The organism is Rhizobium sp. CC-YZS058 (assembly GCF_034720595.1).
In the GTDB taxonomy this organism is placed as follows: domain Bacteria; phylum Pseudomonadota; class Alphaproteobacteria; order Rhizobiales; family Rhizobiaceae; genus Ferranicluibacter.
On sequence record NZ_JAYESJ010000002.1, the window covers coordinates 25,701 to 47,730 of the forward strand.

At 61.1% G+C, this 22,030-nt stretch carries 21 protein-coding genes; 6 read left to right on the forward strand and 15 right to left on the reverse strand.

Annotation, left to right across the window (positions count from 1 at the left end; all coding sequences use genetic code 11):
* Nucleotide 1: 1 nt before the first annotated feature.
* Genes U8330_RS20355 through U8330_RS20365 form a run of 3 tightly spaced genes read left to right on the forward strand, consistent with a single transcriptional unit; the run spans nucleotide 2 to nucleotide 3,008 of the window.
* Nucleotides 2-703: a cupin domain-containing protein gene (locus U8330_RS20355; protein WP_323107404.1), complete on the forward strand. Its 702-nt coding sequence runs from the start codon at nucleotides 2-4 to the stop codon at nucleotides 701-703.
* Nucleotides 700-1,800, forward strand: a complete 1,101-nt coding sequence (locus tag U8330_RS20360; protein ID WP_323107405.1) for a flavin monoamine oxidase family protein — start codon at nucleotides 700-702, stop codon at nucleotides 1,798-1,800. The genes U8330_RS20355 and U8330_RS20360 overlap by 4 nt, the downstream gene beginning before the upstream one ends.
* A gap of 2 nt (nucleotides 1,801-1,802) precedes the next feature.
* Nucleotides 1,803-3,008, forward strand: a complete 1,206-nt coding sequence (locus tag U8330_RS20365; RefSeq protein ID WP_323107406.1) for an MFS transporter — start codon at nucleotides 1,803-1,805, stop codon at nucleotides 3,006-3,008.
* A gap of 6 nt (nucleotides 3,009-3,014) precedes the next feature.
* Here U8330_RS20365 and U8330_RS20370 read toward each other — a convergent pair whose 3' ends face one another.
* Nucleotides 3,015-3,518, reverse strand: a complete 504-nt coding sequence (locus tag U8330_RS20370) for a TetR/AcrR family transcriptional regulator (protein WP_323107407.1) — start codon at nucleotides 3,516-3,518, stop codon at nucleotides 3,015-3,017.
* A gap of 107 nt (nucleotides 3,519-3,625) precedes the next feature.
* Here U8330_RS20370 and U8330_RS20375 point away from each other — a divergent pair, with 107 nt between their 5' ends.
* Both U8330_RS20375 and U8330_RS20380 read left to right on the forward strand, forming a co-directional pair.
* Complete coding sequence (locus U8330_RS20375; RefSeq protein WP_323107408.1) at nucleotides 3,626-4,393, forward strand: SDR family NAD(P)-dependent oxidoreductase; 768 nt, start codon at nucleotides 3,626-3,628, stop codon at nucleotides 4,391-4,393.
* Nucleotides 4,394-4,414: 21 nt separating this feature from the next.
* Nucleotides 4,415-4,756, forward strand: coding sequence for a carboxymuconolactone decarboxylase family protein (locus tag U8330_RS20380; protein ID WP_323107473.1), 342 nt, complete (start codon nucleotides 4,415-4,417; stop codon nucleotides 4,754-4,756).
* A 39-nt stretch (nucleotides 4,757-4,795) separates the two neighbouring features.
* Here U8330_RS20380 and acnA read toward each other — a convergent pair whose 3' ends face one another.
* The 14 genes from acnA to U8330_RS20450 form a co-directional block, all read right to left on the reverse strand.
* Nucleotides 4,796-7,393 (reverse strand): aconitate hydratase AcnA, encoded by a 2,598-nt coding sequence (acnA, locus tag U8330_RS20385; RefSeq protein WP_323107474.1) that lies wholly within the window; start codon nucleotides 7,391-7,393, stop codon nucleotides 4,796-4,798.
* A gap of 26 nt (nucleotides 7,394-7,419) precedes the next feature.
* Complete coding sequence (gene otnC / locus U8330_RS20390) at nucleotides 7,420-8,058, reverse strand: 3-oxo-tetronate 4-phosphate decarboxylase (protein WP_323107409.1); 639 nt, start codon at nucleotides 8,056-8,058, stop codon at nucleotides 7,420-7,422.
* The gene (otnK, locus tag U8330_RS20395; protein ID WP_323107410.1) at nucleotides 8,048-9,316 is read right to left on the reverse strand and encodes a 3-oxo-tetronate kinase; all 1,269 of its coding nucleotides are present in this window, start codon (nucleotides 9,314-9,316) and stop codon (nucleotides 8,048-8,050) included. Before otnK ends, otnC begins: the two co-directional genes overlap by 11 nt.
* A 26-nt stretch (nucleotides 9,317-9,342) precedes the next feature.
* A complete protein-coding gene (locus U8330_RS20400; RefSeq protein WP_323107411.1) occupies nucleotides 9,343-10,002 on the reverse strand; it encodes an aspartate/glutamate racemase family protein in 660 nt (219 codons plus the stop codon).
* Nucleotides 10,003-10,067: 65 nt separating this feature from the next.
* Nucleotides 10,068-11,144 carry an ABC transporter ATP-binding protein gene (locus U8330_RS20405; protein ID WP_323107412.1) on the reverse strand — a complete coding sequence of 359 codons (1,077 nt, stop codon included), beginning with the start codon at nucleotides 11,142-11,144 and terminating at the stop codon, nucleotides 10,068-10,070.
* Nucleotides 11,137-12,822, reverse strand: coding sequence for an iron ABC transporter permease (locus U8330_RS20410; RefSeq protein WP_323107413.1), 1,686 nt, complete (start codon nucleotides 12,820-12,822; stop codon nucleotides 11,137-11,139). Before U8330_RS20410 ends, U8330_RS20405 begins: the two co-directional genes overlap by 8 nt.
* A gap of 137 nt (nucleotides 12,823-12,959) precedes the next feature.
* The gene (locus U8330_RS20415; protein WP_323107414.1) at nucleotides 12,960-14,057 is read right to left on the reverse strand and encodes an ABC transporter substrate-binding protein; all 1,098 of its coding nucleotides are present in this window, start codon (nucleotides 14,055-14,057) and stop codon (nucleotides 12,960-12,962) included.
* A gap of 102 nt (nucleotides 14,058-14,159) precedes the next feature.
* Nucleotides 14,160-15,254 (reverse strand): isocitrate/isopropylmalate dehydrogenase family protein, encoded by a 1,095-nt coding sequence (locus U8330_RS20420; RefSeq protein WP_323107415.1) that lies wholly within the window; start codon nucleotides 15,252-15,254, stop codon nucleotides 14,160-14,162.
* 224 nt (nucleotides 15,255-15,478) lie between these two features.
* Nucleotides 15,479-15,781 carry an antibiotic biosynthesis monooxygenase family protein gene (locus U8330_RS20425; protein WP_323107416.1) on the reverse strand — a complete coding sequence of 101 codons (303 nt, stop codon included), beginning with the start codon at nucleotides 15,779-15,781 and terminating at the stop codon, nucleotides 15,479-15,481.
* Nucleotides 15,778-16,188: a cupin domain-containing protein gene (locus U8330_RS20430; protein WP_323107417.1), complete on the reverse strand. Its 411-nt coding sequence runs from the start codon at nucleotides 16,186-16,188 to the stop codon at nucleotides 15,778-15,780. The genes U8330_RS20425 and U8330_RS20430 overlap by 4 nt, the downstream gene beginning before the upstream one ends.
* 7 nt (nucleotides 16,189-16,195) lie before the next feature.
* Complete coding sequence (locus U8330_RS20435) at nucleotides 16,196-17,575, reverse strand: NAD-dependent succinate-semialdehyde dehydrogenase (RefSeq protein ID WP_323107475.1); 1,380 nt, start codon at nucleotides 17,573-17,575, stop codon at nucleotides 16,196-16,198.
* A 21-nt stretch (nucleotides 17,576-17,596) separates the two neighbouring features.
* Nucleotides 17,597-18,682, reverse strand: coding sequence for an isocitrate/isopropylmalate dehydrogenase family protein (locus U8330_RS20440; protein WP_323107418.1), 1,086 nt, complete (start codon nucleotides 18,680-18,682; stop codon nucleotides 17,597-17,599).
* A gap of 28 nt (nucleotides 18,683-18,710) precedes the next feature.
* Nucleotides 18,711-20,057, reverse strand: coding sequence for a 2-hydroxycarboxylate transporter family protein (locus U8330_RS20445; RefSeq protein ID WP_323107419.1), 1,347 nt, complete (start codon nucleotides 20,055-20,057; stop codon nucleotides 18,711-18,713).
* A gap of 39 nt (nucleotides 20,058-20,096) precedes the next feature.
* Nucleotides 20,097-21,023, reverse strand: a complete 927-nt coding sequence (locus U8330_RS20450; RefSeq protein WP_323107420.1) for an amidohydrolase family protein — start codon at nucleotides 21,021-21,023, stop codon at nucleotides 20,097-20,099.
* Nucleotides 21,024-21,161: 138 nt separating this feature from the next.
* Between U8330_RS20450 and U8330_RS20455 the strand changes: the two genes are divergently transcribed.
* On the forward strand, nucleotides 21,162-22,025 hold the full coding sequence (locus tag U8330_RS20455) for a GntR family transcriptional regulator (RefSeq protein ID WP_323107421.1): 864 nt from the start codon (nucleotides 21,162-21,164) through the stop codon (nucleotides 22,023-22,025).
* Nucleotides 22,026-22,030: the final 5 nt, after the last annotated feature.

Below are 22,030 nucleotides of genomic sequence, written 5' to 3' on the forward strand. Positions count from 1 at the left end.
GATGCTTTTGAATGAAGACCTTTCCAGGCGCACCCTCGTCCATGCCGCCAAACTCGACTGGATCCCGAGCCCGGCCAAGGGCGTCGACCGCCGCATGCTTTTCCGGATCGGTGACGAGAAGGCGCGCGCCACCTCCATCGTCCGATACGCGCCTGAAAGCAGCTTTTCCTATCACGGCCACCCCGGCGGCGAAGAATTTCTCGTGCTCGCGGGCGTGTTCCAGGATGAGAGCGGCGACTTTCCCGCCGGCACCTATGTCCGTAATCCACCGGGAACCGGTCACGCCCCGAAGAGTGACAATGGTTGCACGATATTGGTCAAGCTCTGGCAGTTCAAGGCGAGCGACCGGGAGCGCGTCGTCAGCCGTCCTGCAGAAGGATCCTCTCCAAGCGCGCGTCATGGTGTCGAGAATTCGTGCGTCCTCTTCGACGGGCCAGACGAACTGGTGATGATGGAGGACTGGCAGGCAAACGCGACACTGGAGATCGGCAACCCGAGCGGCCTTGAGCTCCTTGTGCTCGACGGTGGCTTCAAAGAGAATGGTGATGGCCTCGATCGCTGGAGCTGGCTGCGGCTTCCCGCAGGCCAGGACCTGAAGGCCACCGTCGGTTCGGACGGCGCTCGCGTCTGGTACAAGTCGGGACCTCTGTTTCACGAGGACGTCTGCGCGTTCGACGCACCTATCGAGGGAACCAAACCATGAACACATGCAAGGTGGCAGTCATCGGTGCCGGGCTTTCGGGTCTTTACACGGCACAGGCACTGCATGCCGCCGGCGTCGATGTGCTTCTCATCGAGGCGCGCGACCGGACCGGCGGCAGAATTTTGACGGCTGGCGAGGACGCAATGCCGGCAGACGACGGCTTCGATCTAGGACCCTCATGGTTCTGGCCGGCGATGCAGCCGGCGATGGCCGAACTGATCCAAGAGCTGGACTTGGATTCCTTCGTCCAGCACAGCGACGGCGATGTCGTCTTCGAGCGGATGTCTCGCGAACGCCCGCAGCGTTTCTCACCGGCCTACGAAAACCAGCAATCGATGCGGATTTCGGGTGGGACGGGTGCTGCCGTGCGAGCGCTGGAAGCGCGGCTGCCGCCAGAGCGGATCAGGCTCGGGACCAGGGTGACGGCCATGGCGTTGACGAACGGCGGGGTTGAGATTTCCGTGTCGACGAAAGCGCCAAGCGAAACAATCGTTGCCGAATATGTCGTCGCCGCTCTTCCGCCTCGCCTATTCGAGGCGACCGTGACATTTTCCCCGGCACAGGATCCCGCCATTGCCGCACGGTGGCGTGGCACTCCTACCTGGATGGCGCCTCATGCCAAATTCTTCGCCGTCTATGACGAAGCCTTCTGGCGAAAGGACGGTCTCTCCGGAACCGCTCAAAGCATGGTCGGGCCGATGGTCGAGATCCATGATGCGACGACCCATTCGGGCAAGGCCGCCTTTTTCGGGTTCCTTGGGGTCGGAGCCGAACAACGCTCGACGGTCGGCGAGGCGGCGCTGAAGCGGGCCTGTGTCGATCAACTCGCCAGGCTGTACGGACCTCAGGCGCTGACGCCCCGGGCAACATTGCTCAAGGACTGGGCGGCCGATGCCCTGACTGCCACGGCGCTGGATCAGACGGGTGGCGAGCATCCGGCGCCTGGCAGTCCGCGCTGGGTCACCGGGCCCTGGGAAGGGCGATTGCTGATGGCCGGCAGTGAGACGAGCTCCTCCGAGCCTGGTTACCTTGCGGGCGCGGTCGTGGCCGCCCGGCAAGCCGTCGCCGACATCCTTTCTCGATTGAACGCGGAATAGACATGCAACAGAACATTGTGGTCGACGCCAATGTCGGCAAGCGCAACGCGTGGATCCTGACGGTGGCGCAGGCTTTCGGCGGGGCAAATGCCCCGATCGTCATTTCGCTCGGCGGCCTGGTTGGCCAGCACCTGTCGCCGAATCCCGATCTCATTACCCTGCCTGTCAGCCTCCTGAACCTCGGCCTTGCGCTCGGAACATTACCGGCAGCCTACGTCATGCGCCGCTTTGGACGACGTCGCGGCTATCTGGTCGGAACGACGATCGGAATGATCTCGGGCCTGATCGCCGCGATGGGCATCATCCTGTCGAGCTTTCTCGTGTTCTGCCTGGGCACGTGCATGGCCGGCTTCTATTCATCCTATGTCCAGAGCTACCGCTTTGCAGCCGCCGACAACGTATCCGGACCAGACGGTCAGAAGGCGATCGCCCGGGTCATGGTTGGCGGTCTGGTTGCCGCCATCATCGGTCCGCAGCTCGTGATCTGGACGCGGGACGCCGTGCCGGGAACGGCATTCGCAGGAAGCTTCATCAGCCAGGCGATGCTAGCCGCCCTCGCCTTCCCCGTGCTGTGGAACCTACGCTCGGCTGCCTCCCTCCAGTCGAAGGCGGGTGGAGGCGTGGACGAGCGTCCGCTCCTTCAGATCCTGACCTCGCGCAGATATCTCCTGGCAATAGCGACCGGCGTCGTCTCCTACGGGTTGATGACGTTTGTCATGACGGCGTCGCCCGTCGCCATGGTCGGCCACGGACACTCCATCGATCAGGCAGCCCTGGGTATCCAGTGGCATATCCTCGCCATGTACGGACCGTCCTTCTTCACCGGCCGCCTGATGGTGCGCTTCGGGAAGGAACGCATCGCTGCGGTCGGACTTCTCCTGATCGGACTGTCGGCGGCGGTGGCGCTTTCCGGCTTCGACATCGCCCACTTCTGGGTTTCGCTCGTTCTTCTGGGCATCGGCTGGAACTTCGGCTTCATCGGCGCGACCTCGATGGTGGGCGATTGTCATACCCCGGCGGAGCGAAGCAAGGTGCAAGGCGCGAACGACTTTCTCGTCTTCGGGACGGTTGCCTGCGCCTCTTTCTTCTCGGGATCGCTGCTTCACAGCTCAGGATGGGAGACGATCAACTGGATCGTGATGCCGGCGGTCGCGCTCGTTCTGGTGCCATTGGTATGGCGGGCCGCGCGACCGTTGGCTGCTGCTTAGGCAATATCAGGCGAGAGCGGCGCTGCCGCTCTCGAACACCGTCTCGTCGTCAAGGATGTTGGCCGTGAGCATCGCGCCTTCCAACGCGGCAAGAACCCTAATGGCGGCAGCACGATCAAGACCGCCTTCCTGAAGCTTCTCGATGCCGAGCTCGAAGAACCTCTTCACTTCCAGCCTGACCTCGTCAGCCAGATCGTGCGACGTTGCCGCGAGCGCTCCGCAAAGACACATGCGCCCGTCCCGGCGCAGCGCCGTCCTGAAGACGTCGCGCCATGCCTGGATCACTTCGACGCCGTCCTTCACTTCGGCATCGACCGTTTCGATGAACCGGTCCGTGTAACGCCGCGCGACCGCGGCCGCGAGCTTTTCCTTGGCGGGAAAGTGGTAGTGAACCGACGACGCCTTCACACCGACGTCAGCCGCGACGTCGCGAAAGCTGAAACCGCTGTAGCCGGCGCTGCGGATGCGCCTCTCCGCGGAGTCGAGAATGGCGCTGGTCGTGTCCGTCATGTAAAAATCCTCTCTATCTAATGTTAGATAGGGCTTGCAATTTCGAAAATCAATCCTTAGATCATCGCCATCTATCTAACGTTAGATAGACAAACAGGAGATAGACAATGCGTTTTGAAGGTAAGGTAGTTGCGATCACCGGCGGTGGCTCTGGCATCGGCAAGGAAGCTGCAGCACGGTTCATCGCGGAAGGCGCCAAGGTCGCGATCAACGGACGTGATCTGGCAAAGCTTGAGGCCGCCGCAAAGGACATCGATCCGAGTGGCCAGAACGTGGTCGTGTCCGCAGGAGACATCGCGAAGCCGGAAACCGGCGCCGCCCTCGTCGAAGCGGCCGTCTCGACGTTCGGCAAGCTCGACGTTCTCGTGAACAATGCAGGCGTCTTCAATCCGAAGCCGTTCATCGAACTGACCGAAGCCGACTACGACTGGTATCTGGACACGATCCTGAAGGGCAAGTTCTTCACGGCGCAGGCTGCCGCCAAGGCGATGAAGGACACCGGCGGCGCGATCGTCCAGACCGGGTCCATGTGGGCCATCCAGGCAATCGGTGCGACGCCATCGGCAGCTTATTCCGCGGCAAACGCCGGCGTCCATGCCATGGTCCGCAACCTCGCGATCGAGCTCGCGCCTTATAACATCCGCATCAACGCGGTCGCACCGGCCGTCGTCGAGACACCGGTCTACAACACCTTCCTCTCCGACGACCAGGTCAAGGAAGTCCTCCCCACCTTCAATGCTTTCCATCCGCTCGGCCGCAACGGTCAGCCCCGTGACGTCGCCGAGACCATTCTGTTCCTCGCCTCCGAGCAGGCATCCTGGATCACCGGCACGGTCCTTCCGGTCGACGGCGGCGTAACAGCCGGCCGCCAGTAAGGAGACGAGATGATGAGCAACATGCAGGATTGGAACGCCTATCGCGATACCCTGATCGGCCGTGTCGGCGACTTCGCCAAGCTCAGCCCGGATGTGCTGCGTGGCTTGAACACGATCGAGGGCAGCGGCAATAAGACCGGCAAGCTTGAACCGAAGATGCACGAGATCATCGCTCTTGCTGTCGCGGTGACTACGCGCTGCGACGGATGCATCGCGGTCCACGCCAAGAAGGCCATCGAACTCGGAGCGACGGAAGGTGAGATCGCCGAAGCGCTCGGCGTCGCTATCGCCTTGAACGCAGGCGCAGCGTTGACCTACTCGGCCCGCGTCTTCGATGCGATCGCGTCTCTGCCAAAAGAATAGCGCGTCTGACGACGGGCGTGCAGCCCACGCCCGTCGTCTTCAAAAGCCTGCGGACAGCTTCTGGCGCAAAATCATCGGCAGGATCCCTCCGGCGCGCAGGATCGAGACTTCCGCGGCCGTCTCAATGGCCGCAACGGTCTCAACCTCCATTTTCTCACCTGCCCGGCTGATCTCGATCAAAACCCTGCAACGGGGCGAGATTGCATCCGATGGGGCATGAACGATGACCGTGTCGCCCGGTTTCAGATCAATCTGCAACGAGGTGAGGTTCTCCGGCAGCTTCAGTGGCAGGACACCCATGCCGATCAGGTTCCAGCGATGAATTCGCTCGAAGCTTGAGGCAATGACAGCGCGAACGCCAAGCAATGCGACACCTTTGGCAGCCCAGTCTCTCGACGACCCCATGCCATAGCGTTCACCGGCAATGATGACCACCGGGATCCCCTCGGCACGATAGCTCTCCGCCGCGTCCCAGAGCGCCATCGTCTTTTGCGAGGGCGCATGGATTGTCGAGCCGGGAGCCAGATTTTCGCCGAGGCGATTGCGGACGTTCTTGTTGGTGAACAGCCCGCGGATCATCGCCTCCCAGTTTCCCCTGCGGGAAGAAAAGACGTTCAGGTCATCCGGGTTCTCGCCACGCTCGATCAGATAGCGGCCTGCATCTCCGCTCGCCGCGATCGCGCCCGCCGGCGAAATATGGTCCGTCGTTATGTCGTCACCGAGCACCAACATCGGCTGGGCTTCATAGACGCCAAGCCTTGAGCCTTCGCCAATATTGGCAAAGGGAGGCCTTCGAATATAGGTGGAGGCCTCATGCCAGGGAAACAGGGTTGTCGTCGGCGCCGGCAAATCAGCCCATTGCGCACTGTCTTCGGCCGCCTGAAACGCGGGCTCGAAGTCTGTCGGACTGGTCGCCAGAGCAAGCGCATCATCGATCTCGGCGCCCGATGGCCAGACATCGGACAGTCGAACCGGTCGACCGTCTGGGCTTACTCCGATGGGATCACTCAAAATGTCGATGTCGACCGTGCCGGCGATCGCGAACGCCACCACGACAGGCGGAGAGCCAAGAAACCCCGCCTCGAGTTGCGGATGCACACGACCCGGGAAATTCCGGTTGCCGGAAAGGACGGCAACCGGGAGGACATTGCGCTCCCGCATGGCTTGCGAGACAGATGGTGTCAGTGCGCCGGAGTTGCCGATACAGGTGGTGCAGCCGTATCCAACGATACCGAAACCCATCGTTTCGAGATCGTCGAGGAGGCCCGCGCGTCGCAGATATCGTTCCGCGGTCGGCGAACCCGGCGCAAGCGACGTCTTGACCCAGTCCGCCGACCGAAGACCAAGGGCAGCGGCTTTGCGTGCCACCAATCCGGCGGCGAGCAGCAATCTTGGGTCGGAGGTATTGGTGCAGCTGGTAATTGCCGCGATTGCGACGGCGCCGTCATTGGGTTGGTCGGGAACGAAGTCAGCGCTTTTACTCTTGTGCATGCCGGCAATCGCCGCCCGCGTACCGGACAGGGAAATCCGGTCCTGCGGCCGCTGTGGGCCGGCCAGGCTCGGCTCGACGCTGCCAAGATCAAGCTCCACGACGGACGTGAATCTGGGGTTGGCATCGGGATCGAACCACAGGCCGACGCGCTTTGCGTAGTCTTCGACAAAACGACAGTGATCACGACTGCGGCCGGTCCTGGCTAGATAGTCCACCGCGTGAGCGTTTATCGGGAAGAAACCGGTATTGGCGCCGAACTCGGGGGTCATATTGGCAACGACGGCGCGGTCGCCGGCGCTCAGGCTACCAACGCCGGGACCGAAGAATTCGACGAACCTGTCCTGCAGGTCGATCTTGCGCAGGAGGTGCGTCACGACAAGCGCGAGATCTGTTGCCAGCACCCCTTCCCGCAGTGCCCCGGTCAGTTTGACACCGACGACCTCGGGGATCCTTAGACTGACAGGCATGCCAAAGAACACGCTTTCGGCCTCAAGACCCCCGACACCCCATGCGAGCACGCCAATGCCATTGATCATCGGCGTGTGACTGTCGGTTCCGATCAGCGTATCGGGGGCCGCCCACCGCGTCCCATCCCGATCGATGGTTGCCACGATCGTCGCCAGTCGCTCCAGGTTGAGCGTGTGCATGATCCCGGTCCCCGGCGGGTGGACCCGGAAACCTGTGAGCGTGTTGGTCGCCCATTTCATGAAACTATAGCGCTCGGCATTGCGCTTGTATTCGCGCGCCATATTGCGTGAGAACGCTATGTCGCTGGCAAAATCATCGACCGCTACCGAATGGTCGGTCGAGACATCCACAGGCACCACAGGATTGAGTGTCGCGGGGTCCCCGCCCGCTTCCGCCAGCGCGGCGCGCATTCCCGCAATGTCGACCAATGCCGGCCCGCAGGTGGTGTCATGCATCAGAATGCGGTTTGGAAGAAACGAGATCTCGACATCGCTCGTCCCGGATGCGAGCCAGGCGATCATCGCGTCTTTCGATCGACCAGCGTCAGCGTCGCCAACCCGCAGGATGTTTTCCATCAGAATCCGATGGATGTGCGGCATGCGCTTGAGGTCGTCGCCGATCTCCTCTGGTAGATCGACGATACGGTAGGCCGCACCATTGAATTCGAACGTTGTCAGACTATCCTCCCGATCCGAGCAAGGCCTTAGCCGCCACCGAACAACGCGCGAAGCTCGTTGACGTTGTCTTGCGAGAGCATGCGGGTTGGCGCGCCACGCAAAGTGACCAGCAACTTCGCCGTCTCTTCCAGTTCCTCGGAGGCATAAACCGCGGAATGGATGTCCTTGCCTGTCACGACTGGCCCGTGATTGGCCAGAAGTACGGCGGCATAGCGGCCTTCAAGCGCCCGGATGAGATCGCCCGCGCGCGGATCGCCAGGCGCGACATAGGGCACGAGTTTGACTTGCCCGACCCGCATGACGACGTAGGGTGTCAGCGGCGGTACGCAGTCGTCAGGGTCGACATCCGTCATGCAAGAGAGCGCGGTTGCGAAGGTCGAGTGGAGATGGACAACGGCTCCGGCTTGCTTGCGTGTGTCATAAAAGGCCTTGTGGAGGAAGATCTCTTTGGATGGCTTATCGCCCGAAAGATGGCGTCCGTCCGTGCTGATCTTGCTGATGCGCGCCGGGTCGAGAAACCCCAGGCATGAGTTTGTCGGCGTCATCAGGATGCCATCTTCGACGGCCGCACTGATATTGCCGGCCGAGCCAACGGAAAATCCGCGCTCGAACAGCGACCGCGACAGCCGCACGATATCGTCGCGGACCTTGTTCTCATTGTCCATGCGCTGTCATCCTCTGCAAAGCCTTGGTGAAGAAATCGGGCGCGCCGAAATTACCGGATTTCAGGGCAAGAGCCACCGGCCGATCGCCTTGGGAGACGAGGACCGGAACACCCGGATCGATTTCCTGCCCGATCGAGAGGGCCCCGAGATCAAGCGCCGAGACCACGGCGCCCGACGTCTCGCCGCCGGCAACGACAAGGCGCGTGACGCCTTCCGCGACAAGACGCTTTGCCGTGTCTGCAAACAGTCGATCGAGCTTGTCGGCGACCGCCTCGCGACCATACTGGGCCTGTGACTGCCGGACGCCGTCGGGGGTGGAGGAGGAATAGGCCAAGGGCGCCCTGCCCCTGTTGCGCAGCATGAAAGCGACGATCGTTTCTGCCGTCGTTTCGCCTGCCATCACCCGGTCGACATCGATCTCAAGGGTTGGATGTTCCGCCTTGTGACTATCGATCTGGCCTCTGGTTGCGCCCGAGCAACTGCCGGCAAGGATCGCCTCTGGGCCGGCCAGACCGACAGCCTGGGCAGCGGCGCCGGACGCGAGGCCGCGCCGGATGAAATTGCGTGGCAGACCGATCGCGATGCCCGAGCCTCCGGTCAGCAGCCGATCACCGGCCGCCGCGGTTCCGATCGCGATCAGGTCTTCATCTGAGATTGCGTCGACGACGACCAGACCGTCGGTGGCAGCATCGAGTGCCGCGCGGATTGCACGCTCACCTTGTCCGACGACGCTGTGCTTGATAGCGCCGACGGCGCCGTTCGTCTGATATCCGAGCCAACGCCGGATATCGGGATCGCTCATCGGCGTCAGCGGATGATTTTGCATGCCGGATTCGCTTAAGAGCTGATCCTGTACGAAAAGATGCCCCATATAGATTGTCCGGCCCGCACCGGGAAACGCCGGGCATACGACAACACCCTTGACGCCGAGCCGCTCTGCAAGCGCTTCTGCGACGGGACCGATATTGCCCTCGCGGGTCGAATCGAACGTCGAGCAGTATTTGAAGACGATCTGCTGGCAGCCCTGCTTAAGAAGCCATTCGAGCGCCAGGAGCGATTGTCGTACCGCTTCAGCCGGCGCGATCGAGCGGGTCTTCAGGGAAATCACGCCGGCTTCGATGCCGGCTGGCGCCGGATCGCCTGGAACACCCAGAAACTGCGCCGTTCTCAGCCCGCCTTCCGGCGCAATACCCTTGGCGATCGTATTGGCGATGTCGCTCGCCCCGGTAAAATCGTCTGCGATCACGCCCAGAAGCATGCTCGGTCCTCCCAGTCTTCGAATTGTCAGGCGAGCAGGTTGCGCAGTTTGGCAACCGCGGCGTCGGGACTGCTGAACACCGGTGTCGCGGTCACCGTGCGAACCCGCTCGATTGCGCGTGCGGTGGAAAAATGCGCCAGCATGATCGCGTCGTAGCCGGTCAGAGCGCTTGCTGCCTCCGAGACCAGGCGATTGTGGGTTTCGATGTCGCCGTTGCGGACCGCGTCGATGGCACCATCGACCAGAAAACTCTCGATCGTGGCCGACGGGTTCTTTCGTGCCGCCTCCTCATGAAACTCGACCTCCATGCTGCCCTTGGCCGGCGGGAAGGTGTAGAGCATTGCGGTGCGGCCGCCCTGGCCGATCGCGGCCTCGAACATTGCCTCGTTCGGTTTCAGAACTGGCACCGGCAATTGGGCCGCAGCCGCCTCGATTGCCGATCCGAACGACGAGCAGGTAAAGAGGATCGCATCGCTGCGTGACTTGATTGCGTATTCGGCGAGCAACAGGATCCTCTGTGCAAGTTCATCGGTGATCGACGGCACGTCGGCGCGATCGGGCGAGAGACTGTCTTCGAGGATGTTGATCGTCTGTGCTTCAGGCCAGCCCTTTTCGAAGGACGCCTTGATGGGGTCGATGGCGATGGAGGTCGCGTGGATAAGCGCGATGCGCGGGGCGGTAGCCATGGCAGGTCCTGTCGTATGTCAAATGTTGGCGGCCGCCCGGGAGGACAGGCGGCCGCCTTTCGCCGTTACTTTTGCGCGCCGGAGAACACCCACACGCTTTCAGGCGGGATCTGCGCCCAGACTTTCCCGGAGGCCATCTGCTTGGTGCCGTGCGCCTTGGCGACGAAGTCACCGCGACGAAGGCGATATTCCCAGCGATCGCCGAGATAGATGCTGTCGTCGAGATCCATCTCGATACCGTCGGCTGACGGTGTGTCGGTCACCTTGATCTGCTCGACGCGGATGACGGCGCGCGCATCCTGTGCCTGGCCGAGGCCCGCCCCTTCCCGGACAGTTCCGTTCAACGACCAGCCCTGCCCGCCGATCACAGCAACCTTGCCGTCGATGGTCTGGACCTTGGCCTTGACGATGTTGTTGGCGCCAAGGAAGTCGGCCGAATAGAAGCTGTTCGGGTTGGAGTAGATCTCCTGCGGTCCGCCTTGCTGGACGATGCGACCGTCCTGCAGCAGGAGAATATTGTCGGCCGCCGCCAGCGCCTCACTCTGGTCATGCGTGACGAGAATGGCGCAGATTTCCAGATCCAGGATCAGCTTGCGGATCCAGTAGCGAGCCTCTTCGCGAAGCTTCGCGTCAAGGTTCGACAAGGGTTCATCGAGGAGGAGAACGCGGGGCTCGTAGACCAGCGCACGGCAGATGGCGACGCGCTGCTGCTGGCCGCCGGAAAGCTGGGAGGGAAAGCGGTCGGCAAGATGACCAAGGCCCATCCGGTCGAGGATTGCCTGGACCCGCTTGCCGATATCGGCTGCGTCGACACCACGCAGCTTCAGCCCGTAGCCGACGTTTTCCTTGACGGTCCGGTGCGGCCAGAGCGCGTAGCTCTGAAACACCAGGCCGATATTGCGCTGTTCGGGCGGCAGCGCGAGCTTCTTTTCGCCATCGAGTACGGTCTTGCCGCCGATGACGATCGTGCCGATTTCGGGCTGTTCGAGACCCGCGATGCAACGCAGCAAGGTTGTCTTGCCGCTACCGGACGCGCCAAGCAGGGCGACGATGCTTCCCTTGTGCGCGGTAAACGAGGCGCCCTTGAGGATCTGCAGGCCACCGAGCCATTTCTGGACATTATTGACAACAAGTTCAGTCATGGATTTTAGCTCCAAGTCGAAGGGCAAGCGCCAGGCCCGCACCTGTCAGGACAATGCTGATGAGAGAAAGTGCGGCAATGGTGTTCATTGCACCGGTCTGCAGAAGCGAGACCATGAGAGAGCCGATGACCTCGGTCCCTGCACCCATGAGATAGACGCCCGTCGCGTATTCGCGAAGGAAGATGATCATGATCAGGGCCCAGGCGCCGGCAAGGCCCGGACGCACGATCGGGATGACGACATCCTTCCACGTCCGGCCGATCGTCGCACCTGTCGTGCGAGCGGACTCTTCAAGCTCGGGAGCAACCTGGATCAGCGTGCCCTGCAGGAGCCGGAGCCCGTAGGAGAGGCCGACGACAACATAGGCGACGAACAGGCTGACGAGTGTCGGCCGAAGCGGCGTCAGAAGCGGAACGAACAGGAAGACCCAGAAGAAGGCAAGGCCGATGACCAGTCCCGGCAGGGCGCGGGGCAGGAGGACGATATAGTCCAGCACCGTGTTCGACAGGCCCCAGTTCCGATGGCCGGCAAGGCCGACCGCGAGATAGATCGCGACAGCCGCCGCGCCACCGAAGACGGAGAGAATAACGGTGTTGACGATGCCTCGCGACAGGCTCGGGACATCGAGCATCCGGTCGAAATTGGCGAAAGTGAGCTGATCCCAGAGATTTACCCCCTCACCCCAGGCGTCGACAAATGCGCGCACGGTGATCCCGCCGATCGGAAGGACGACCGACACGAAGAGCCAGAAGCCGATGATCGATAGCGCAATAACCTGGCCGCTGGTGCCGAGCTTCAGCGTTGAAACGCGGGCGCCCTTGCCACCCATTGCAGCATATTTCTTGGCGTTGCGAAGGAGCCTGCGCTGCGCGGCCACGAGCGGGAGCGTGATGAGGATCAAGACGACGGCAACGACGGCCATGAGCTGATAGGTGGGCGTGCCGAAGAGTGTCGTCAGCTTGTAGATATAGGTGGTCAAAACCATGATGCCGTTCGGGTCGCCGAGGACGAGCGGAATACCGAAGGTCTCAAATCCAAGCAGGATGTTGAGCGAAGCCGCGAAGATCAAGGCGGGCAGAACCATCGGCAAGGTGACGTCGCGCGACACCTGCCAGATCGACGCGCCGGTCGTGCGAGCTGCTTCCTCGAGGTCGGACGGCAGATTGCGCATGGCAGACGACACATAGAGATAGACATGCGGCACATGGCTGAGGCCGGCAATCAGGATCATGCCGGGCAGCGAATAGATGTTCCACGGTACGATGCCGACGATATCGCGGATGAACAGCGACACGAAGCCGGTCGGACCGACGGAAACGGTGTAGCCGAAGGCCAGCACGATCGACGAAATGAACATCGGCACGAGGACGAGGATCTCGAGGAGACGCTTGCCCTTGATGTCAGTTCTGGTGATCAGGAACGCCAGAAGGCCGCCGAGCGGCACGGCAATCGCCACCATGCCGAACGAGAAAATCGCCGTGGTGCCGAGCGCCTTGTAGAACGCCTTGTCGGTAAAGACATAGCGGTAGGCGTCGAAGCCGAACTGCGCTCTCTTGCTGAAGAACGGAGCCGACAGAAAGCTCTGATAGATGATGAGACCGACGGGAGCCAGAACCGCGATCGCCAGCAATCCGATGACGATATTGCGGTAGAGGTTGGCGTTGCCATGTCTCGGCATTCTTGCCGGATACTTCTTTTCGGCTGCTTCCTTTGACAGGGGAAGTGCTGCCGGTGCCTGCACATGGGTAGACATATCTGCCTCACACTAGAGAAGAGGAGCTGCGGCGCGATTATACGCGCCGCAGGCGTTAGACCTCAGCGGCCGAGGGCGGCTTTCCAATCGTTGAGGAACTGCACGCGCTTCATCTGGTCCATGTATTCCAGGACACCTTCATCGACGGCGATCGGCTTCAGTCCACCACCGACACGTTCGTTCAGCGTCTTGATGTTGAGGCCGGCGGTGACGTCCTCGCGCACAGACGGCAGGCCGCTGCCAGCGAGCAGTGCCTGCCCTTCCGACGAGAGCATGAAATCGATCAACAGCTTGGCGGCATTCGGATGCGGTGCATCCTTGGTCTTCAGCGCAAGGCGCGAGAAAGCCGGGGTATAATCGGTCGCGAAGTGAACGCCGAGGTTCGGGCTTTCCTTGACCCAATCGAGAGCGTAGGAGCCGATAATGTTGATGGCGATGACATTTTCGCCGGAGACGACGGTTTCCTTCATGCCGCCCGAGCTCGAATAGATCTTGGCGCCATCGTCACCCATGGCCTTGGCGAGGTCCCAAAAATCCTTGCGATTGCGAGCATCGTTGGAGTGGTGGAGGAAGCCGGAGCCACTCTTTTCCGGATCGAAGGTCGCCACCTTGCCCTGAAGCGTCGTCTTGTTGTCCTTCAGGAAGGTGATCATGTCGGCATAGGTCTTCGGGAGCTTGTCCTCGGTCAAGGCCTTGGTGTTGTAGATGACGCCGATCGGCTCGACGGTCGTGGCAAAAAGCGTATCCTTGTAATTTGCCCATATCGGAAGCTTGGACGCTTCGGGCGACTTGTACTCTTCCGCATAACCGTCCTGCACCAAGGTCATCTGCAGATCCATGGCCGAGCTCCAGACGACGTCGGCGGTGACCTGGCCGGCTGCGGCTTCGGAGATCACCTGGTTGTAGGCGCCGTTGGTGCCGAGGTCGTTATAGGCGATCTTGATGCCATACTTGGCCGTGAAGGCATCCTGAAGCTTCTGTGACTGGGCGGCATCGGTCGAGGTGTAAACCGAGACCGTGCCTTCGGCCTTGGCAGCCTCGATGACCGCCGCGTAGTCGGCGGGGTAACCTGCCGGGACTTCCTGCGCAAAAGCTGCGGATGTCATCAGCGACAGGACGGCCGCCGTCGCAAACCCTTTCGGGGAAATAAATGAATTCATGTCTCTTCTCCCAAAATGCCCAGTCTCCTCCGGGCGATAATTCCGAGGGCGCACAACACGCCCCCGAACCTTTGATTGGCTTAACTCAGCCAGAAAACCAGATCAGGCGTTAGCGACCTTCTTTTCGGCCGAGCCCTTGCCGATCGCCTGCGCCACGAGCGAGCCGAAGGCATCGGTGTTGACGTCGCCGCCAAGATCGCGGGTACGGCTGGCCGGATTTGCCAGCACCTCATCGACAGCGCGCTCGATTTCGGCGCCGGCTGCTTCGAAGTTCGGTAGGCCACGCTGTTCGCCGAGCCAGCTCAGCATCATCGCCGCCGACAGGATCAGCGAGGTCGGGTTTGCGATGTTCTGGTTCTGGATGTCGGGCGCAGAGCCGTGCTGTGCCTGGGCGCAAACGAGGCCAAGCTCGGCATTGGCGTTGATGGAACCGGCAAGGCCGAGACTTCCGGACAGTTCGCTGGCGAGGTCAGACAGAATGTCTGCATAGAAGTTGGTCGTCACGATCACGTCGAAGCGCGAGGGGTCGCGAACGAGATGCGCGGCCATGGCATCGATGATGAAATCGTTGAGCTTCACTTCGGGAAACTCTTCAGCGACCTTGCGCACCTGCTTCATGAACAGGCCGTCGGTCAGGATGAAATTGTTGGCCTTGTGAACCGCAGTCACCCGCTTGTCGCGCTTCATCGCGAGCAAGAATGCCTGGCGAGCGATGCGTTCGCAGGCCTTTGCGGTGATCTTGCGCACAGAGAGCGCCACATCTTCAGTCGGCATGAACTCGCCGGTTCCCGCGACCATGTTGCGGTCCGGATAAAAACCTTCGGTTGCCTCGCGCATGATCACAAGGTCCATCGTCTTCGAATTGTTCAGGAACGAACGCGAGCGTGCCGGGCGAACGTTCGCGTAGAGGTCGAGCTTGACGCGGAAGCCCGCCGACACATTGACGCCGCCCTTGTCGCGCGCCGGGTAATCCATGTGCGACTGCGGTCCGAGGATGATGCCGTCATAGCCGCGAGCCCGCTCGATGAGCTCGTCGCGCAGCGTCGTGCCGAACTTTTCAAGGCTCGTGAAACCGGTGTCTTCGTAGTCAAAGGTCAGGCCCAGGCCGAACGCCTTGTCCGTCGCCTGGAGCACTTCCATCGTCGCAGCGGTGATTTCCGGACCGATGCCGTCGCACGGCGTAACCATGATTCTCATTGAATTGATCTCCCTAGAGACGGCGGATCTCCGTCGTCGTCATCACCCACACAGATTGGCTTTTTATAGATCTAAATGCAATATTGAATCTGCGGCCGCGCTCAAGTTTTTTTGGTGCGTCTTCCGCGACAGATCGGCGCGGCATTCCCGCCCCGACCGCCGGTCGCGGCGGTCGGGTACCTGTCTATTGACCTGCCAGCGTGGGATGCCGGTTCGCAGGCGTCCTACACGCTCGCGCTTTTCGCAACACGCACATGCTCGACCAGCGGCGGCGCGGCAAAGAAGCTGCCTGCGGCCGCCCGCCATTTCTGGAAATCGTCCGAAGCCCGGAAGACCACCATATGATCCTCAAGCGTTTCCCAGTCGACCACGAGATAATAGGTGGCCGACTCTTCGATCGACCGTTCGAACCGCACGCCTTTGCAGCCCTTTGCCGCCAGAAACAGCGGAGCAACGTCTTCAAAGATATCGTTGAACGCGTCGGCCAGTTCGGGCTTGATGGAAAGTCTTGCGCGCTCGATGATCATGGCGTCTTCTTTCCATGTTCCGCATCGATCGTGCGTGTTTCGCCGCTGGCGATCATCGTGCGGGTGGCATCGACCGATGCGTAGGTCCAGAAGATGCGCATTGGCTCGCTGTCCGACGCATTGATGAACCTGTGCGGTACGTCGGCCGGAATCCAGGTCGTATCGTTTGCTTCCAGCCTGTGCTGCACACCGTCGATCTCGGCAATCGCGGTGCCATCGAGCACCATGACGCTTTCTTCGCAATTGTGCTTGTGGAGACCGATCGCCGCTCCCGGATCAAATGCCGTGATGCCGTTGATCATGCTGGTCGAACCACAACCGCGTGTGACGAGCGGCGTCGTTCGGGCGCCGCCGCCGCGGTCATTGGTTTTGAGTTCCTTTGGTCGAAGAATGGCTGCCTGTTTCATATCGCTCTCACTTCACTGCCTTTGCGGGTCCGATCCAGACTGTCTTGATGTTGACGAATTCGCGGATGCCGTAGACGCCGAGTTCACGGCCATAGCCCGATCGCTTGATCCCGCCGAATGGGTAGCGGGGATCGGATGCAACCATGCCGTTGATGAACACGGCACCAGCATCGATCTGACGGGAAAGTGTCTTGGCGCGCGCGATGTCACGCGTCCACAGTGCCGCTCCGAGACCAAATTCGGTATCGTTCGCCATTGCGATCGCCTCGGCCGCGTCTTTCACGCGGATGATGGCCGCCACGGGACCGAATGTTTCTTCCCGGAACGCGGTCATGTCGGGGCGAACATTGTCGATGACGGTCGGCGGGTAGAAAAAGCCATCGCCTTCCACTGGCTTGCCGCCGAGTTTCAGCACGCCACCGGCCTTGACCGTCGCTTCCACCTGGCGATGAAGCGTGGCGCGCAAGTTCTCGCGCGCCATCGGGCCGATATTCGTGTCCCGTTCCATCGGATCGCCAATCTTCAATGCCTTGGCGGCCTCACAGAACAATTCGACGAAGCGATCGGCCACGCTCTCCTCGACAATGAAGCGCTTGGCGTTGACGCAGGACTGGCCGACATTGATGTAGCGCGCCTTGACCGCAACGGTTGCGGCCTGTTCGAGGTCGGCATCGGCAAGAACGATGAACGGATCCGAGCCGCCGAGTTCAAGCACCTGCTTTTTCAGCGCCTGGCCGGCCTGGCTTGCAACGATGGCGCCGACCTCGGTCGATCCGGTCAGGGTGACGGCCGCAATCCGATCGTCGGCAATCAGTCCGGCGACCTTGGAGGCGTCGATCAGGATGGTCGAGAACAGACCGGACGGGCAGCCGGCCTTTTCCATGACGTCCTGGATTGCAAGCGCGCATTCGGGAACATTGTTGGCGTGCTTGAGGATCGCGCCGTTGCCCGCAGCAAGTGCCGGAGCTGCAAACCGGAAGAATTGCCAGAACGGATAATTCCACGGCATGATGGCGAGCACCACACCAAGAGGATCGAAGGCGACGACACTCTCGCTCGCGTTCGAGGGAACCTCTTCATCGGCAAGATAGCCGGCGGCGTGCTCGGCGTAGAAATCGCAGTTATAGGCACATTTTTCGATTTCTGCCTCTGACTCGGCGATGGGCTTGCCCATCTCCCGGGTCGTCATTTCGGCGAGCCTGTTCTTTTCCTCGCGCAGGACGCGGGCCATCGACTTCAGGAGGGTGACCCGTTCGCTGACGGGAACCGTCTTCCATTGCGCCTGGGCTTTCACGGCCGCAGTCAGGGCCTGGTCGACCTCGGCTTCCGTGTGGAGTTCAAAGGTCGCAAGCTGTTTGCCGTTTGTCGGGTTGACGGACGAGATCATCATTTTCTCACTTTTCTCGGATCACGCTGCATGGGTGGTGGAGCGAACGCGCTCGAGCGCATCGCAAACCGCTTTCGTAAAGACGTCGGTCGTCGCGGTCCCACCGATGTCGCGGGTGCGAACGGACGGATTGTCGAGCGCTGTCTCGACGGCTTGTTCAATGGCTGCGGCCGCCTGGGTCAGGCGAGAATTGCCATCGCGCCGGCCCCTCCAGTCGAGAAGCATCGCGGCAGACAGAATAAGCGAGGTCGGATTGGCGACATTCTGGCCAGCGATGTCAGGCGCCGAACCATGTTGGGCCTGTGCGACGCAGATCTCATCGCCCGCATTGATCGAACCGCCGAGCCCAAGGCTGCCGCACAGTTCCGATGCCTCGTCGGAGAGGATGTCGCCAAACATGTTCGTGGTGACCATGACGTCGAAGCTGTCAGGCCGACGGATCAGCAACGCGGCTGCGGCATCTACGATCAGCTCCTCGAGTTCGACCTCCGGGTAGTCCTGCGCCACCTTGCGGACTTCGCGAAGGAACAGGCCGTCCGAAAGCTTAACCACATTGGCCTTGTGAACCGCGGTCACCTTCTTGCGACGGCCCTTTGCGATTTCGAATGCCGCGCGCGCGACACGCGCCGATCCCTTTGCGGTGATCTTGCGAATGGAAAGCGCCAGATCCGGATCGGGCATGAACTCGCCCGAGCCGGCAAACATGTTGCGGTCGGAGTAGAACCCTTCCGTGTTCTCGCGAACGAGGATGAGGTCCATCGGCTTGCGAAGCACGGTCAGTTCCGGCCGCGAGCGGCAAGGACGCACATTCGCGTAGAGTTCGAAGACGACGCGAAGCTCGCCGGAGGGATTGATGCCGCCCTTGTCACGGGTCGGATAGTCATAATGCGATACCGGTCCGAGAATAACGCCGTCGGAGGCGGGGATCGCTTTCATGACCTTTTCAGGAAGGGTCGTGCCGTCAGTGGCAAGCGAGGCCAGTCCGATATCGTGGCTTTCGAATTCGAGGTTGAGCGAGAGTGTGCGATCTGCGACGCGCAACACCTGCAGGGTCGCTTCAGTAATCTCCGGACCGATACCGTCGCCTGGGAGTACGAGAATTTTCATGGTGGGGGCTTCCATTGTCAGTTGAGGGTTAGTGCAGGGTGGCCATAGCCAGAAGTGCCAGCGTCACGGTGATGCCGCCGCCGATGCGGGTCGCGATCTGCGCAAAAGGCATCAATCGCATACGATTGCTTGCGGAAAGGATCGCGATATCGCCGGCTCCGCCCATGCCGCTGTGGCATCCGGTGACGATGGCACTCTCGACAGGATGCAGATTGACAAAGCGCGCGGTGATGAAGCCAGTGACGACCATCGCCGTGACGGTCGCCACGATCGTGATGAGATTTGCGGGCGCAAAACCGGCAACCAGCTTGTCCCATGGTGTCAGCACGACGCCGAAGGCAAACAGCATCGGATAGGCAACCGCGGTCAGGCAGAATTTGTAGACGGTGTAGGATCCGGTTTGCAGGCGCGGCGAGACACCGTGGGCAAGTTTCAGCATCACCGCGAGGAACAGCATGACGACCGGAGCCGGGAAGCCGAGCAGTTTGAAGGCCAGAACGCCCGTCAGGTAGAGCGTTACCGCAGTCATCGCGGCGGCTGCGATGTTCTGCACATTGCCGTCCGTTTTGCCGCTGTCGAGAAGCACAATGCCTTCGTCATTGTTGTTGGGCTGGAGGACACCGTTGCCGGTCAGGGCCGGATAGCGCTTGCCGAGTGAATTGAGGGCACCCGCTAAAATGATTGCGGTCAGATTACCGACGAGAATCGCCGGCAGGAGCTGGGCAAGGATGGCGCCGTGGTCCTGTCCGGTGATCCCGGCGTAACCGAGCGACAGGGGAATTGCGCCTTCTCCCACGCCGCCGGCCATGATCGGAACGACGATGTTGAACAGGGTGTGCTGCGCGCCGAGCCCCAAGGAGGTGCCGACGGTGACGCCGACCAGAGCGGCAACGAGCGACCCCGCAGCCAGGGGAACGAAGATCTTGGCAAATCCCTTGATCAGCGTATCGCGGTCCATGCTGAGGATGGAGCCGACGATGACGGCGGCGATAAAGAGACTGAGCACGTTGGTGGATTTGAAGAAGTCGCTAACGACCGAGACGGCTTGGGGTGGGATCCACCCCTTGTAGGCGAGATAAGACGGAACGAAGGTGACGAGCACAGCGCCCCCGCCGATGTTGCGGATGACAGGTGCGTTGTTGCCGATCGCGCCAAGCGTGAAGGCAAAACTCGCCATGATGCCGATCACCATGGCGATCTCGCCATTGATCAGACCTTGCCACACGAAGATCGCCAGCAGGCAAACCAGAAGTGCGTAGACGGGCAAGGGTATGATGCCGACATCGATGTCCATAAGGCGCCACCAGCGTTCGCGGCGCCCGGAACGCTCGGCCGGCTCTTTTACTATTGCCCCTTGGGCTGCATGATAGGTCATGGTGTCCTCCCCTCGGTCGACGATGCGACCTGAGATGTTTTAGAATTCGAACAGGGTCTTGGCGTTCTCGACGAGGATCTTGCGGTAAAGCTCAGCGTCGCCAAGCCAACCAAACAGCCGATCGAGGTCGGCGCCGTCGTCGATCTCGCGGAAAGGTTCGATCGCATTGACGTCGCGCGTGGCGCGCTCGCGGCCACCGCCGGTATGCGGCCAGTCCGACGCCCAGACGAGACGGTCGGGATTGGCCTCAACGAGAGCCTCGACGAACGGGCGAAGATCGTCCCCCGACGTCTCGGCGGCGACGCGATAGGGCGCCGACAACTTAACCCAGACATTGCCGTCGCGGATCATCTGAAGAAGGGCCTGAAAATCATCTCCACCGACACCTGCTCTGGTGTTCAGGGCAGCGAAGTGATCGAGGACGACATCGACGGCGATCTCCTCGATCAGCGGCCGAAGGCGTGCGCAGTCCGAAAGGTTCAGGAACAGCTGCACCTTCATCGAATGGGCGACCGCCCTGCCCGCGGTGCTGCGCAGCATATCGGCGGGCGATTTGCGTATCGTTCCAGGTGCCGCCTCGAAATTGACCCTGAGCGCCTTCACGCCGGCCCTGCCAAGGACGGCAATGGTCTCGTCGGTTTCGTTGTCCGGATCGACGACCGCCACGCCTCTGGCTGCATCGCCGAAATGCGCCAGGGCATCCACAAGGCAGGAATTGTCGGTTCCGTAAACGCTCGGCTGGACGAGAACCACCCTCTCCGTGTCAATCGAATGCATGAAGGCGGCCAGGTCCTGGCAGGTCGCCCGCGCCGGGGTGTAAGCGCGGCCGGACGCATAAACGAACCGCTCGGGGTCGAACACATGCACATGGCTGTCGCATGCCGATGGCATCGATACGGATGGCCCACGAAAGGCTTTATGGTGCGAAAAATCCAATCCCGGCTCCTCCAAAGCTGGGCAGACCATACGCTGGTTTTGGTATTTTGCAATCTCAAAAAACCATGATTTGACGCGATGGTGGTTTTATTCCGGCTCGAAATCTGCTTATGTGTCTGAACGGCAAGGAAAAACCGGAGCGACCGAGAACTCGTGAATTCAACGCCTTTGATCAATCATCTTGCGTCCAAGATCGTCGAATATGTGCGCGCGCAAGACGAGCCAAACGGCATGCGTCTGGTGGAGCGCAAGCTCGCCGAGCATTTGAAGGTGTCCCGGTCGCCAGTGCGTAGTGCACTGAAAATGCTTGAGGAACAGGGTCTGCTGAAAACGGCCGAAACCGGGGGCTTTTATGTCGACTGGGATGGTCGGACTGTTCCCGCGAGCCTGACGGATCCGCAGTCAGACGACGACGACGAGGCCTATATGAAGATCGCCGGCGACCGGCTTTCCGGCGATCTTCCGGACAAGGTCACGGAGAGCGAGCTTGCACGGCGATACGGGTTGACCAAAGCCCATCTCGGACGGGTTCTCAGGCGGATCGCGGGAGAAGGCTGGATCGATCGCCTTCCGGGTCACGGCTGGGAATTCCTGCCAATGCTCACCTCGATGCAGGCCTACAAGGACAGCTATCGCTTCCGCCTGACGATCGAGCCGGCGGCAATTCTCGAACCGACATTCGTCCTCAACCGCTCATCGCTTGAAGATTGTCGCCAGCATCAGCAGCGCCTGATTGACGGCGAGATCTGGGACGTCTCCAACCCGGATCTGTTCGACATTAACAGCCGACTGCACGAAGCGATCATTGAATGCAGTCACAACCTGTTCTTCATCGAATCGTTGAAGCGGATCGATAGGCTGCGCCGGCTGATCGAATATCGTCAATCGCTCAATCGCAAATATGCGATCGTCCGGTGTCGCGAACACGTACGCCTTGTCGATTTGCTACTGCAGGGGCGGATGGTCGAGGCGTCCGAGTTCATGACGAACCACCTCTCTTCCGTCAGCGTGATGAAAACCGTGGCCGATTAGGTGGC

What these genes read in the sequence shown, in the direction of transcription:
- U8330_RS20440 (WP_323107418.1), bottom strand. Translation starts at nt 18,682, where the DNA reads ATGAAAATTCTCGTACTCCCAGGCGACGGTATCGGTCCGGAGATTACT.
- U8330_RS20365 (WP_323107406.1), top strand. Translation starts at nt 1,803, where the DNA reads ATGCAACAGAACATTGTGGTCGACGCCAATGTCGGCAAGCGCAACGCG.
- U8330_RS20360 (WP_323107405.1), top strand. Translation starts at nt 700, where the DNA reads ATGAACACATGCAAGGTGGCAGTCATCGGTGCCGGGCTTTCGGGTCTT.
- U8330_RS20420 (WP_323107415.1), bottom strand. Translation starts at nt 15,254, where the DNA reads ATGAGAATCATGGTTACGCCGTGCGACGGCATCGGTCCGGAAATCACC.
- U8330_RS20425 (WP_323107416.1), bottom strand. Translation starts at nt 15,781, where the DNA reads ATGATCATCGAGCGCGCAAGACTTTCCATCAAGCCCGAACTGGCCGAC.
- U8330_RS20355 (WP_323107404.1), top strand. Translation starts at nt 2, where the DNA reads ATGCTTTTGAATGAAGACCTTTCCAGGCGCACCCTCGTCCATGCCGCC.
- U8330_RS20375 (WP_323107408.1), top strand. Translation starts at nt 3,626, where the DNA reads ATGCGTTTTGAAGGTAAGGTAGTTGCGATCACCGGCGGTGGCTCTGGC.
- U8330_RS20430 (WP_323107417.1), bottom strand. Translation starts at nt 16,188, where the DNA reads ATGAAACAGGCAGCCATTCTTCGACCAAAGGAACTCAAAACCAATGAC.
- U8330_RS20370 (WP_323107407.1), bottom strand. Translation starts at nt 3,518, where the DNA reads ATGACGGACACGACCAGCGCCATTCTCGACTCCGCGGAGAGGCGCATC.
- U8330_RS20400 (WP_323107411.1), bottom strand. Translation starts at nt 10,002, where the DNA reads ATGGCTACCGCCCCGCGCATCGCGCTTATCCACGCGACCTCCATCGCC.
- U8330_RS20445 (WP_323107419.1), bottom strand. Translation starts at nt 20,057, where the DNA reads ATGACCTATCATGCAGCCCAAGGGGCAATAGTAAAAGAGCCGGCCGAG.
- U8330_RS20415 (WP_323107414.1), bottom strand. Translation starts at nt 14,057, where the DNA reads ATGAATTCATTTATTTCCCCGAAAGGGTTTGCGACGGCGGCCGTCCTG.
- U8330_RS20410 (WP_323107413.1), bottom strand. Translation starts at nt 12,822, where the DNA reads ATGCCGAGACATGGCAACGCCAACCTCTACCGCAATATCGTCATCGGA.
- U8330_RS20405 (WP_323107412.1), bottom strand. Translation starts at nt 11,144, where the DNA reads ATGACTGAACTTGTTGTCAATAATGTCCAGAAATGGCTCGGTGGCCTG.
- otnK (WP_323107410.1), bottom strand. Translation starts at nt 9,316, where the DNA reads ATGCTTCTGGGCGTGATCGCAGACGATTTTACCGGGGCGAGCGACATC.
- U8330_RS20435 (WP_323107475.1), bottom strand. Translation starts at nt 17,575, where the DNA reads ATGATCTCGTCCGTCAACCCGACAAACGGCAAACAGCTTGCGACCTTT.
- otnC (WP_323107409.1), bottom strand. Translation starts at nt 8,058, where the DNA reads ATGGACAATGAGAACAAGGTCCGCGACGATATCGTGCGGCTGTCGCGG.
- U8330_RS20380 (WP_323107473.1), top strand. Translation starts at nt 4,415, where the DNA reads ATGCAGGATTGGAACGCCTATCGCGATACCCTGATCGGCCGTGTCGGC.
- U8330_RS20450 (WP_323107420.1), bottom strand. Translation starts at nt 21,023, where the DNA reads ATGGTCTGCCCAGCTTTGGAGGAGCCGGGATTGGATTTTTCGCACCAT.